This window comes from Sphingobacterium spiritivorum ATCC 33861, from assembly GCF_000143765.1.
GTDB lineage: Bacteria > Bacteroidota > Bacteroidia > Sphingobacteriales > Sphingobacteriaceae > Sphingobacterium > Sphingobacterium spiritivorum.
On record NZ_GL379776.1, the window covers coordinates 112,368 to 125,891 of the forward strand.

Below are 13,524 nucleotides of genomic sequence, written 5' to 3' on the forward strand. Positions count from 1 at the left end.
TCTTTAATCTCTAACAAAGATAAACAACGTCATCTGAATTTTAGTCATCAAGGGGTTAAATAATAACTATGCTGTATCAATTCAATCTATAATTAACACCTTCAAACTGCTCTATCCCATCCAAAAATTCGTTTGTGAGGTTAATTTTTATAGTTTTCGCCGGCATCTCTATATTGAAGCCTTCCTGTACATCCACAATTTTGAATTTCAACTGACAATTGGCATCCTGCCCTTCTACCCGTGTACCGTCTATTAAGTTCTTCATAAACTGTACAAATTCAGAATTAACAACCTGTAAAGGTACCTGCACGGTAAAACTTTTCGCCAGCTTCTCCCTAAGATCCGATAACAACTGAATATTTTTCAGTTCAAAACCCCAGTTTCCGACCTGCCTGAATCTTTCCTGAACCAATCCCCTGATCTGCACAAAATATCCTTCCTGCAGATAGCCCTTAAATTTAACATAATCCTCACCGAAGACCATCATTTCAAATGAATCCGAATAGTCTTCTATAACCAAGATACCAAAGGGTTTGCCATTCTTGGAAACACGATGATTTGCCGCTGCAATTATCCCTCCGATAATAACTTCTTTATTTTTGATCTTATTGAACTCCAGCAATACATCCTCTTCCACTTCTGAAGCCTTGACTTTGTTGATCAGCTGCAGCTCACTTACGTTGTTCTGGCAGAAATGTTTGATCTCAAATTTATAGTTGTCGAGCGGATGACTGGTCAGGTAGATACCGATCACATCTTTCTCATACTTGAGTTTTTCAATAAGTCCCCACTGCGGACACGGCGCCAGTACAGGTTCCGGAAGCTCAGCGCTTCCACCTCCTCCAAACAGGCTCGCCTGCGCTGAGCTTTCATTTTCTTTGTGACGCTGACCGAACCTGACCGCCTTTTCAAGTCCGGTAGAATTATCTCCGTCCACATGAAAATACTGAGCACGGTGTGTCTCCTTGAAACTATCAAATCCTCCGGCGTAGGCCAGACTTTCGAACGCTTTTTTGTTAGCAGCACGAAGATCTATCCTTTTGGCCATATCAAATACTGATTTATAAGGATTACCCTCACGCGTCTGTACAATCGTATCTACAGCACCTGCTCCTACTCCTTTGACGGCTCCCATTCCAAAACGAATAGCCCCCCTATCATTTACAGTAAACTTGTAATGTGATTCATTTACATCCGGCCCTAATACTTCCAGCCCCATTCTCCGGCATTCCTCCATAAAAAATGTCACCTGTTTGATGTCATTCATATTATTGGACAGTACAGCCGCCATATATTCAGCAGGGAAATGTGCTTTGAGGTATGCTGTCTGATAAGCCACCCATGCATAGCAGGTGGAATGTGATTTATTGAAGGCATAACTCGCAAAAGCTTCCCAGTCGGTCCATATCTTTTCCAGCACTTTGGCATTATGTCCTTTCTCTACAGCCTGTGACACAAACTTGGGCTTCATCTTATCAAGTACAGCCTTTTGTTTCTTACCCATGGCCTTACGCAATACGTCGGCATCACCTTTTGAGAATCCGGCAAGTTTCTGGGACAAGAGCATTACCTGTTCCTGATATACCGTAATACCATATGTTTCTTTCAGGTACTCTTCACAGGCATCCAGATCGTATACAATCGGCTCTATTCCGTGTTTACGTTTGATAAAGCTTGGGATATATTCCATCGGGCCCGGACGATAAAGGGCATTCATCGCAATAAGATCGGCAAATACTGTTGGCTTAAGATCCTTCATATGCTTCTGCATACCGGGCGACTCGTACTGGAATACACCTATCGTCTCACCACGCTGGAATAATTCATATGTTAACTGATCATCTATCGGGAAATTGTCCGGGTCCAGATCCAGATTATGCCTCAGTTTGACATTTGCAACAGTATCTTTAATCAGCGTAAGTGTCTTTAACCCTAAAAAGTCCATCTTCAGGAGACCCGCACTTTCCACCACGGAGTTATCAAACTGCGTGACATAAAGGTCGGAGTCTTTAGCTAATGATACAGGGACGAAATTGGTTATATCGTCCGGAGTAATAATAACTCCACAGGCGTGGATACCTGTGTTCCGCATAGAACCTTCCAGTACCCTTGCCTGCTTGATTGTCTCCGCTTCAAGTCCGGCACCATCAGCAAGCGAAATGAGCTTATGGACAGCTTCGAGTTCTTCGGCCCGAAGGGCCTCTTTCAATGCCTTTTCGTCCATATTGAAAATCTTGCTGAGCTTGAGATTAGGAATCAGTTTCGCTATTTCATTGGCATCAGACAACGGCAGATCCAATACCCTGGCTGTATCCTTAATCGAAGATTTGGCAGCCATTGTACCATAGGTAATGATCTGCGCGACCTGCGAAGCACCGTACTTATCAATTACATACTGCATAACCTTTCCACGGCCTTCATCATCAAAGTCAATATCAATATCGGGCATGGATACACGATCGGGATTAAGGAAACGCTCAAAAAGCAGATCGTACTGAATCGGGTCAATATTTGTAATACCCAGACAGTAAGCAACCGCAGATCCGGCAGCAGATCCACGTCCGGGGCCTACAGAAACCCCCATATTGCGGGCTTCGGCAATAAAATCCTGCACAATAAGAAAATATCCGGGATATCCTGTCTTTTCAATAGTCGCAAGTTCGAAATCCAATCGCTCACGAATATCATCCGTAATCTCGGCATATCGCTTCTCCGCACCTACATAGGTAAGATGAGCGAGATACTTGTTCTCGCCTCTTTTACCCCCATCTTCATTATCTTCCTGTACCTGAAACTGTTCAGGAATCTCAAACTTAGGAAGCAAAACATCTCTGTTGAGTTTGAAGATCTCTACTTTATCAATAATCTCCTGAATATTAACAATGGCTTCCGGAAGATCGGCAAACACCTTCTTCATTTCAGAAGCAGATTTAAAGTAATATTCCTGATTGGGCAATCCAAAACGGAAACCACGTCCTCTTCCTTTTGGCGTAGAGAGCTTCTCTCCGTCTTTTACACAAAGTAAAATATCGTGAGCATGAGCATCTGCTTTATTAACATAGTAAGTATTGTTTGTTCCGATGACTTTTACCCCATGTCTGCGCGCCAGCGAAACCAATGTTTCATTGACACGGTTTTCATCTTCCTGTCCGTGGCGCATGACTTCGATATAGAAGTCTTCCCCAAACTGTTCTTTCCACCAGATCAATGCTTCTTCCGCCTGATTCTCTCCGATGTTGAGTATCTTATTCGGAATTTCCCCCTGCAAGTTACCCGAAAGGACAATAATATCTTCTTTGTACTGCTCTACAACCTTTTTGTCAATACGCGGCACATAATAGAATCCTTTTGTATACGCTACCGATGACATTTTTGCCAGATTGTGATAGCCATTTTTATTTTTAGCCAGGAAGACAACCTGATAACCGTTATCTTTCCGGCTCTTATCGAGGTGATCCTCGCAGATAAAGAACTCACATCCTACTATAGGTTTTACTATAGTCTCTGTAGGTGCTTCACCATTATCTATAAGTTCCTGATTTTTTGTTTCCGCATCTTTATTGTGACCGAGTACACGGCTCACAAAATGGAAAGCCCCCATCATATTTCCATGATCAGTCAGGGCTACTGCGGGCATTTTATTTTTAACAGCGGCATCAACCAGACCTCCTATAGAGATCGTGGATTGTAAAACGGAAAATTGGGAGTGATTATGTAAATGCGCAAATACAGCATCATCCAGGGCAGCCGCAGCTTCCTGATCAATGACAACTTCATCTGCTCCTGAAGTTTGCTGACGGGATCTGATCTCATCTGAAGCCTTTTTCAGATTCAGGTGTTGGAGACCTACCGTTTCTATTGGTCCGGGATTCTGTGTTTTAAACTCAACAAAATATCCGGTATCCTGTTGAAGCTGATCTAATGTAAAGACTTCAAGACGTACTAGTTCAAGAAAACAACGAGTCGTTGCTTCCACATCGGCAGTTGCATTGTGTGCTTCAGCAAAAGGTACTCCAAAAAGATAAGTGTGTAACTCCGTCAGATTAGGAAGTTTATACCGGCCTCCACGTCCACCGGGAAGTTTCAGCAACTCAGCAGTTACTTCAGTACAGGTATCCAGCACAGGCATCCCAGCCATAGGTGATTCTACTCCGTAACGGTAGAATTCACACCCCATAATATTTAAGTCAAAGCCAATATTCTGTCCGACGACAAATTTGGCTTTTGCCAATGCTTCATTGAACCTGACGAGTGCTTCCTGAATAGGGATACCGCGCTCCTGCGCTAACTCTGTAGATATACCGTGTATCTTCTCAGAGTCATAAGGAATATTAAAGCCATCCGGTGCGATGAGAAAATCTGCATGCTCCACCATATTCCCCATATCATCATGAAGCTGCCATGCAATTTGTATACATCTGGGCCAGTTATCGGTATCCGTAATCGGTGCATCCCATCTTTTAGGTAAACCTGTAGTTTCCGTATCAAAAATTATATACATATCGTCCTTCCTTATCCTTTTCTTACTGCGACATGAGCGTCATAAAATATGCCGTTCAAAGCTTCCATGAAGTTACAAAATTACTAAAGATTTCCAGTCATCGCACTTTAAAAATGGGATATCTTTTATCCTGTTAATCTACAATAAATTATAAATAAGGACTCAACAGCTCAGAAACAAAGGCACAGCACACAGCAAGCCATATCCGAGGAAGCTTCAATAAGAAAACAAATTGAAAAACAATTACTTACACCTTATCAAATAACAGTTCTATGTTGACACTCGTCCCTTCACCTGCAACAGAGCTGATGTCTACATTTCCTTTCATATAAGAAGCCCGCATTCTTACATTCTGCAAGCCGATACCTTTCCCTTGCTTCTCTGTCTGACTGGCATCAAATCCTTTTCCGTTATCTTCTACTGTAATGAGAAATCCCTCTTCATTCCGGAAACATTGTACAATGATCCTTGTCGCATTACCATGACGAATAGCATTGTTCAGTAATTCCTGAATAATCCTGTATATATTGGATTGCACGCCAGCAGGAATATCATTTTTTATCTCATCACACTGTAACTCAATAACCAGACCTTCACGGCGTAAAGATGTACACAAATCCTCCAAAGCAACTGTAAGTCCGGAACGAACTAATGTTTCGGGCATCATATTCCGGGCAATATCCCTTAGCTCGCTGATACTGTTATCCAGTTGCGTTCGTATATCATTAATATTAGTTGTTTCGGCCTCTGCCGCAAGTTTATATTTAATTCCTACCAATGCGCCTCCGAGACCATCGTGCAGATCACGCGCAAGCCGGCTTCGCTCCTGTTCTTCTCCGGCCAGCATAGCCTGCGCAAATTTCAGTTCCTGCTGCTGCTTCAGTATGCTAAGCTGCTGTTGCGCCTGTTTCTTGTGTTGCTTGTATAAATATATAAATACGAAGAGGACACAAAGTAACAAACAGGCTCCTATACCTAATATCCAGCTAAATAACACCTGATTCTTTTGTTGTAACAGTGTTTGCTGCTTTTCAGCCTCCAATTGCACTATTTTTTTCTCCTTTTCAGCAGTTTTAAATTTAATTTCAAGATCAGCTATCTCTTTCTTTGTGTTTTCTTCATAAATACTGTCCTTTAATGCTGCGTGGTTTTTCATCCAGGTAAGCGCATTTTTGTAGTCGCCCATTTCCTTATAAGTATCGGAAAGATCCAAGGCGATTTGCTGCCGGTTATTTGCCATTTCAAACGGCATATTTTCCATTACAGTATATAACTCTTTCAGCGCAAGCGGAAATTTTTTCTGATTAAAATAGACATTAAAGTATTGGTACCTCAGGCTATTCAGTTCATAGGGCATATTCAGTTCAGTAGCAACTGCTATTGCCTGTTTGATATATCCTTCTGCTTTAGTATAGTCCTTTTTATGCTGGTAGTACATAGAAGCCGTTTCTCCCAATATCAGGTGCGCCACAGATTTAGGTATAGTACGCAGTATGGTTTCCGCTTTGCGGATATAAGACGTGGCCTTGTCCGCATTTTTTGATTCCACATATACCCGTGCAAGATCTAACAATACGATGGCATATCTATCCTTTGAAAGATTATGCTGTTCATAATACCGGATACTCTTTTCATAATATTCTATAGCCTTATCATAGGTAGCTGTATTTGCAAATGCCATTCCTATATTACCGTACGAGCGCGCCACCCATTCATGATCTTCAGCCAGTTCTGCTGCAGGAATGGCTTTTTGGATCAGTATTTCTACCATCCCTTTTTTGTTGTCTTTATGATCCAGCATCATGGCATAATTATGCCAGCTTTTGACCTGAAACTCATAGCTTTCTTTGCTTTTGTGCTTAGCAAATAAGAGAGCTGCCTGCTTATACCAATTCATGCATTCCTGCGTCTCACCATCTTTTATGAACAAATAACTGCCTTTATAAAAAGCATAGAGTGCATTCAGATAACTGTTCTTACCGCTGAGTTGCCTGCCTTTATCAAGGTATCTCAAAGACTGCAAGGTATCTTTCTGTTTGATCCAATGATTAGAAAGCAGGTATGCGGAACGGGCTTTAATACTATCATTAGCTGCTGTTTGCAACACTTTTGACAGACTATCGGTGTAGATTTTATTTTTGTTATCCTGCGCAACAGAATAGGAATATTGGAGCAATAGTATAACGAAAAGAAGTAGTCGCTTCATAGATCAATTGTTACAACAGTTGAAAACTGATGGTTTAAGTTGTTTATTCCTCTTCTGAAAGGTTTCAAATTCCTGATCAGAACAGTTTTATTTTGATAGCGAATATAACGCTCTTACTTTATATTATTACTAATTCCCGGCGCTTCTTGAAAAACAATACATTTCCAGATTGCTTGCTCGGTGTTTATATAGCAGTATATGTTAAAATATTTTTTCTTAAAAAGATTGTTTTTTACTACATTTATACATAACAATTTTTGACCTTATGAACTTACTTTTTTTTAATATCGGAACGCAGGAGTTGATTCTCATTTTAATGCTAATCTTCATGTGTTTTATTCCAACTATTCTGATTATTATATCATTAATTGACATCCTTAAAAGACAATTCACGGATAGCGGCGATAAAATCTTAATGATTGTACTGGTATTCTTCCTGCCTGTTATAGGGTCATGTGTCTATCTATTTTCGTTAAGACATAAATATCCTTTAATCAAAGATCAGTTCACTGCAAAATAAAAAAGGGCAGTTTTTCAACTGCCCTTAGATTTATATCTTTCCTTACTACTTCTGATTCAGTAATACGACTTCTACACGTCTGTTCATCTGACGGCCTTCCGGAGTTTTGTTATCAGCTACAGGTTTTGCCTGTCCGATACCTTTAGTGGTAATACGGCTTTCGGAAATTCCGGAGTCTACTAAGAACTTCTTAACGGAAACTGCTCTTTTATCAGACAACCATAGATTATATTCCGGTGTACCAGTTGCATCGGTATGTCCGTCTACACGGATTTTTGTTTTAGAATTATCTTTCAGTAATTTGGCAAGTTTACTCAGTTCACCTTTGGATTTATCTGTCAGGTAAGAAGAGTTAGTCGGGAATAAAAAGTCAGATGACAACGAAAATTTGATTCCCTCTTCTGTTCTGGAAGCATCTTTAAATTCTTCCTTGACGTTTTTCAACCCGTCATCTGTACCGTCTTTTGAAAGTACTGCACCGGGATTAACAGTGAGCGCCTGTTGCTTACAGGAGAATAAGGTAACAGCACAAAATAAAATCAGCGTAAATATGTTTAATTGCTTCATGAAATGATTAATTCTTTTGAATTTTATGATTTTGTTCGATAAATATAGCAAAAATAGCGTAATTCCTCAATTAATTCCTGTTTATTACGAGATTTTAAGAGAAGTCATATTCAAAGAGCCCCCAACCAGCTTATCGTTAAAAAATGACACATCTTCATTGGATTGCTGTAAAGATAAGCTGTACAGCATAGGCAGATAATGCTCCGGAGTAGGGATCGCAAGCATTGCTCCTGAACCAAGTTCGTCATATCGAATCAGTTTCTGGTGTTCTTTACTTTCAATCAGTTTTTTGAATGTATCGTTCATCTGGTACGCCCAGTCGTATCCACCCCCGTGAATCATATCCCAGGAAACCATGCGAAGATTATGCACCATATTTCCGCTGCCTATAATCAACACTCCTTTTTTACGCAAAGCCAGTAGTTCTTTACCGAGCTCATAATGCCAGGACGGATGTTGCCGGTAATCAATACTCAGTTGTAACACGGGAATCTGTGCATCCGGATACATATATCTGACCACTGTCCAGGTTCCGTGATCCAGTCCCCAGTCATGATCCAGTTCAACCTGTGTATGCGAAATCAGCGATTTTGTCTCCATGGCCAGTTTAGGACTTCCGGGAGCAGGATATGTTACAGCAAACAGTTCTTTCGGAAATCCATAAAAGTCATGAATGGTTTTTGGTTTTTCCATAGCCGTCACTTTTGTGCTATCGGTATACCAGTGTGCCGAGATGACTAATACAGCCTGAGGCTGCGGGATTTCTTTCGCCATATTGCTCCAGTTTCCGGAGAATTCATTGTCCTCGATCCCGTTCATCGGGGAACCGTGACCGACAAAAAGTACAGGCATTAACTTAGACTGCGTCCGGAGACTATCCGAAAGGTTTTTCAGATCCTTTAATCCACTTATCATTTTTTCTTCGTCTTAAACAATTTATCTGTCACTAGCTTAATCTCCGGTATTTCCTTGTATAACTCCCATATTAATCCTGAACGGGAATTTTCAATCATAATAGCTACGGTAGCCTGATTGACAGCCAGATATTCATCAGACACATCATTGTCCTTCAGGTCTAACCATGCCCGGAATCCATATTCCGTAAACAGAATGTCAGCATATTTCTCGTACAGCGTTTTCATTGCTTTCATACCGATCTCTTTGTCGATAAATAATGCTGAAGGCCCAACTGCGGGGTTAATACGTGTTAGGGAAACCGTATCTTTTACCTTATAATATCCCCATACATCCGAAAACGCCGTTCCTACGCCCATTTCATTATCTCTTCTTTTGGCAATACGGATCATATTCCGAACCTCTTTATTGTAATCGAGTAAGGAATCTTTTTTATCTCTGGGATCTATTGTATAGAACATACGATATACATCTACAAGCGGAACTCCTATATCGGGCACTTTGGTCTGCAGACCATATTCTACGGTATCCCGGATAATGGATCTTGACCATAGCGTCTGTGAAGTATCTGATGCATTTTCCTCTACCGACACCGAGTCCAATGGGGAAGTATCTCCAACTACGAATCTTGAAAAATAGGTCGGCAATTGATTACTGTGTACATGGACATTGCTAAAACCAAATGTATAGGCATCCATAGAAACTGGGTGTGTAGGAGATGATATCGCCAGTAAATAGGTATTGAGACTGCTGTTAAAACCACCTAATATATGTGATCTTCTGGTGCTGTCTACCGGAGACCAGCTATCCCACAGCACATTATTATGTTCTCCTGAAGAGAATACTTTCCAGTCAATCCGCTCCCATAATGCTGTAATATTCTCGCGAAGAGCTTTTTCTTCAGCTACATCTTCTTTGAAGAAGTATTGTCTGGCAATAAGTAAAGCTTCCATCATGGCTGTCGTTGCCGTCAGACTATATTTGGGTATATGTTGTCTGTACTCCGGCAAACCGGTTCTTCCGTCGAAGTATTCCGGAAAAACACCGTCTTTGTGTTGTACTTTCTTCAGAAAGTTCACCATTTTTGTGAAACGTGCCAATACAACATTCCTGTTCACAAATTTTCTTTCTGCTCCGACAATTAAGGCCAGTGCAGCATACCCCGATTCTCTTACGGATACAATTGCTTTATCCTTCCGGCGATACGGCATATACATACCACTGTTAAAGTCAAAATTTTCCAGGAAATAATTTATATGTGCAGCCTGCACGACGTTAAGCAGCTCCTCATCCGACAACTTCTTTGTTTTCACCTCTTTAATGGCAGAAAAAGGAGATTCAATATAATCATAATCTACCCATGCGATCTTGTAATAATAGGTCTTGTCTATTTCTGGAACGCGATCCAGACAGCTTTGCATCTGAATCGGGCGGATCGCTACAGGTTCAAAATTCTCTTTATCTGTGGAACGATAAATCTTGATATAGCGTATACTAGGTGTCAGCGGCAATTGCCAGCTCAGCAGCACTTGTTTGTCATAGGCTTTTGCTTCCGATAAGATTGCAGGTGATGACAATTTAACGCTGGATGGATTTTTTGGTAAAAATTCAATCTGATCCAACAGGATATGATGCGTCTTGTTAGAAGCATTTCTCTGCACAAAACTTACAGACCGTATAGCACCTTCTTCAAATCCCTTAATCTTATCTACCGGAATTTCTACATTGACCCACATATTGGGTTCAAAATCATCAATAAAGTGTGCCAATGAAACAGGTTCACTTTGTTTAAACCCCTGTTTAAGAATAACATCCGGCAATTCCTCAATTTTGGTAAATGCAGTCTGTACATACATTTTAAATACCAAAACATCCTTTTTAGAAACCTGATAAAAAAACTTTTGGCGGCTATATAAGATATCTGCTTCCCAGCTTCCGGTTGCAGAACTGTGGTATTTCAGAGACAAAGCGTTACCGGGAGTAAAAAAAAGTGTGTCCGACACCAACAGATGATTACGTACATTCTCGACCCAGCTACTACCTGAATAACGCACTAAACTCTTTGCATAACTCCCTCCCACAAGACTATTATCGAATACAACCTCCGGATAAGTATCCGCTTTCAATGCATTAGATACCAGCAACATGCAGGTTATTATGAAATAGTAATATTTAATCATAGCAGTAAAATAAACCAAATAGTATAGATGCTAACAAAAACATGAATGTTACTTTGGATGATACAAAAATAACAAATGAAATTCATATGGCGTGTCAGAGGAATGTCTACTAAAATTTTAAAATACCTAAAAATACCCTTACCTTAGCCCTCTAATTTTTCATAAAAGTACATGGAAACAACTTTTGATTTTGAAAAACCTATTGCAGATCTGCAAACACAGATAGAGAAAGTCAATCAGGTAGCTGAAAAGACTAAGGTCGACATGAGTGCGACTATTCAGGATCTGGAAGCAAAACTGGAAGAAACCAAACTGCAGATCTATAATAATATGACTGGCTGGCAGAAAGTACAGATGTCACGTCATCCTGAGCGCCCTCAAACATTCGATTATATCGAGATGATTTGTGAGGAGTTTATCGAACTGCACGGTGATCGTAATGTAAAGGATGATAAAGCTATAGTCGGCGGATTTGCATCGATTGGCGGTGAAGCTGTAATGGTTATCGGCCATCAAAAAGGAAAAAACACCAAAGAACGTCAGTTCCGCAACTTTGGAATGGCAAACCCTGAGGGATACCGCAAAGCCTTGCGTCTGATGAAAATGGCAGAAAAATTCAATAAGCCGGTTATTACGCTTATCGATACTATGGGTGCTTATCCCGGTTTAGAGGCAGAAGAAAGAGGTCAGGGAGAAGCTATCGCCCGCAACCTGCTTGAAATGTCTGTATTGAAAGTACCTGTTATCTGTATTGTGATCGGCGAAGGTGCTTCAGGCGGAGCATTAGGTATTGGTATAGGTGACCGCGTATATATGCTTCAAAACACCTGGTATTCGGTCATTTCACCGGAGTCTTGTTCATCTATTCTATGGAGAAGCTGGGATCACAAGGAGCGTGCGGCAGAAGCATTAAAATTAACGGCTGAAGATATGCTTGGGAATGGTCTGATTGACGGCATTATTGCTGAACCATTGGGCGGAGCACATCAGGAACCTGCTATTGCAGCTGAAAATGTAAAAACTAAAATCCTTTCTGATCTGGCGGTACTTAAAGCTAAGACAGCTGAAGTATTAGTACAGGAAAGAATCGACAAATTCAGTAAAATGGGTTACGTCGTAGAATAACAGATACTACATACACAAACAAAAAGCCGATACATTGTAATGTACCGGCTTTTTTAGTTGCTTCAGAATTTTACCAAACCATAAACCAAATATCATATCAGTTGTTGTACATAATGGAAATCATATTATTTATATCTATTTAAACAGAAAGTCTGTGAAAAAACCGTGCATTATTTTTCACCCTCTTATTAAAAAAGTACACTCCCCTATGCAGCGAGCAGTTATGGTATTCACTCTCGTACTGTTTCATATAACGTATTCTTTTGCTCAGCATGATACAACCAGCACGGTAAGACTGCGCAAAGACACATTGGCTGGCTCGGACAGCTTAAAAACACCTCCTCCCTATCAGGATCATTACGATATCAGTGATCTGTTTCGGACTATTCTTCATCCCAAACGCAAACCTGACCGTTCTAAACGACGTTCTCCCATAACATTGATGCCTAACGTTGCCTATAATCCGACTATCGGGGCACAGGGAGGAGTAAAAGCCGTAGCCGGTAAGGTATTAGGCAACCACCCCAATACCACTATGTCAGTCGCAGCCACTTCAGCTTCTATCACTACAAAAGGTATTATGGTGTTCTACCTGAGCCATAATGTGTTTACACCGGGTAATACCTGGAATTTTCAGGGGAGTCTGGCGGCTGTTCACATGGTTGCTCCTGATGCCGGTATAGGGATGAATATGAATGCTTGGACAACAGAAGATGAGCGCGTCATTGCTAACCCTGACCGCAAAATATTCGGATCACGATACAATTCTTATATTTTCAATGAAAAGGTCTACCGTCAGGTAGCTCACGGATTATTTCTGGGAGCCGGAGTATCTTTCGATCTTCGAAGGAATATAGAGGAACCGCAATTAGTTAACGGTCCTACACCACCCTCCTTGTACAGCGAAAAACATGGCTTTAATCCAAAAAAATACAATTCCAACGGATTACTGTTCAATGTTCAGTACATGACCCGGGATAATCCGAACAGGGCTTACAGCGGTATATACTCCGATGTAGGTATACGTGTCAATCAGACGTGGATGGGAAGTTCAAAGAACGCCGTTCAATTGGTTACAGATTTCAGAAAATATTTTAGCTTGTCTAAGAAAAATCCGGAACACGTACTAGGATTCTGGTACTGGGGATCTTATAAACTCAGTGGAACACTTCCCTACTTTGATCTTCCCGGAACAGGGAAAGATACAAATGTCAGAACAGGAAGGGGCTATACTATCGGCTATTTCAAGGGTATATCTTTTGCTTACTCAGAAGTGGAATACCGCTTCCCGATTACGAAGAACAAATTCCTGAGCGGTGTGACATTTCTCAATATACAATCTGCAAGTGACGAGATCGGAACCCGACTGTTTCAGCGTTGGGAACCCGGTGGAGGTGCCGGACTACGTGTTTTATTTAATAAAGCAACCCGAACAAACCTTTGTCTGGACTATGCTTTCGGAAAATATGGAAACAGAGGCTTTTTCTTAGGTCTTAATGAAGCATTTTAG

At 40.9% G+C, this 13,524-nt stretch carries 8 protein-coding genes; 3 read left to right on the forward strand and 5 right to left on the reverse strand.

Annotation, left to right across the window (positions count from 1 at the left end):
* Positions 1-76: 76 nt before the first annotated feature.
* Both dnaE and HMPREF0766_RS19520 read right to left on the reverse strand, forming a co-directional pair.
* On the reverse strand, positions 77-4,501 hold the full coding sequence (dnaE, locus tag HMPREF0766_RS19515; protein WP_003001289.1) for a DNA polymerase III subunit alpha: 4,425 nt from the start codon (positions 4,499-4,501) through the stop codon (positions 77-79).
* Between the two features lie 247 nt (positions 4,502-4,748).
* Positions 4,749-6,707 (reverse strand): tetratricopeptide repeat-containing sensor histidine kinase, encoded by a 1,959-nt coding sequence (locus tag HMPREF0766_RS19520; protein ID WP_003001292.1) that lies wholly within the window; start codon positions 6,705-6,707, stop codon positions 4,749-4,751.
* 328 nt (positions 6,708-7,035) lie between these two features.
* On the opposite strand from HMPREF0766_RS19520, the gene HMPREF0766_RS19525 reads away from it, so the two are divergent.
* Entirely contained in the window at positions 7,036-7,227 is a 192-nt protein-coding gene (locus HMPREF0766_RS19525) for a PLDc N-terminal domain-containing protein (protein WP_236590654.1), read from the forward strand.
* Between the two features lie 45 nt (positions 7,228-7,272).
* Here the strand turns inward: HMPREF0766_RS19525 and HMPREF0766_RS19530 are convergent, their stop codons facing one another.
* The 3 genes from HMPREF0766_RS19530 to HMPREF0766_RS19540 all read right to left on the reverse strand — a co-directional run bounded on the left by HMPREF0766_RS19530 (position 7,273) and on the right by HMPREF0766_RS19540 (position 10,856).
* A complete protein-coding gene (locus HMPREF0766_RS19530) occupies positions 7,273-7,794 on the reverse strand; it encodes an OmpA family protein (RefSeq protein ID WP_003001299.1) in 522 nt (173 codons plus the stop codon).
* An 84-nt stretch (positions 7,795-7,878) separates the two neighbouring features.
* A complete protein-coding gene (gene ygiD, locus HMPREF0766_RS19535) occupies positions 7,879-8,709 on the reverse strand; it encodes a 4,5-DOPA-extradiol-dioxygenase (RefSeq protein WP_003001303.1) in 831 nt (276 codons plus the stop codon).
* A complete protein-coding gene (locus tag HMPREF0766_RS19540) occupies positions 8,706-10,856 on the reverse strand; it encodes a glucoamylase family protein (RefSeq protein ID WP_003001308.1) in 2,151 nt (716 codons plus the stop codon). The genes ygiD and HMPREF0766_RS19540 overlap by 4 nt, the downstream gene beginning before the upstream one ends.
* Positions 10,857-11,060: 204 nt before the next feature.
* Here HMPREF0766_RS19540 and HMPREF0766_RS19545 point away from each other — a divergent pair, with 204 nt between their 5' ends.
* Positions 11,061-12,014 (forward strand): acetyl-CoA carboxylase carboxyltransferase subunit alpha, encoded by a 954-nt coding sequence (locus HMPREF0766_RS19545; protein ID WP_003001311.1) that lies wholly within the window; start codon positions 11,061-11,063, stop codon positions 12,012-12,014.
* A gap of 208 nt (positions 12,015-12,222) precedes the next feature.
* Positions 12,223-13,524: a BamA/TamA family outer membrane protein gene (locus tag HMPREF0766_RS19550; RefSeq protein ID WP_003001314.1), complete on the forward strand. Its 1,302-nt coding sequence runs from the start codon at positions 12,223-12,225 to the stop codon at positions 13,522-13,524.

Excerpts from the sequence above, each read along its gene's own strand:
- HMPREF0766_RS19525 (WP_236590654.1), top strand. The coding sequence starts at position 7,036 with ATGTGTTTTATTCCAACTATTCTGATTATTATATCATTAATTGACATC.
- HMPREF0766_RS19545 (WP_003001311.1), top strand. The coding sequence starts at position 11,061 with ATGGAAACAACTTTTGATTTTGAAAAACCTATTGCAGATCTGCAAACA.
- dnaE (WP_003001289.1), bottom strand. The coding sequence starts at position 4,501 with ATGTATATAATTTTTGATACGGAAACTACAGGTTTACCTAAAAGATGG.
- HMPREF0766_RS19550 (WP_003001314.1), top strand. The coding sequence starts at position 12,223 with ATGCAGCGAGCAGTTATGGTATTCACTCTCGTACTGTTTCATATAACG.
- HMPREF0766_RS19530 (WP_003001299.1), bottom strand. The coding sequence starts at position 7,794 with ATGAAGCAATTAAACATATTTACGCTGATTTTATTTTGTGCTGTTACC.
- HMPREF0766_RS19540 (WP_003001308.1), bottom strand. The coding sequence starts at position 10,856 with ATGTTGCTGGTATCTAATGCATTGAAAGCGGATACTTATCCGGAGGTT.
- ygiD (WP_003001303.1), bottom strand. The coding sequence starts at position 8,709 with ATGATAAGTGGATTAAAGGATCTGAAAAACCTTTCGGATAGTCTCCGG.
- HMPREF0766_RS19520 (WP_003001292.1), bottom strand. The coding sequence starts at position 6,707 with ATGAAGCGACTACTTCTTTTCGTTATACTATTGCTCCAATATTCCTAT.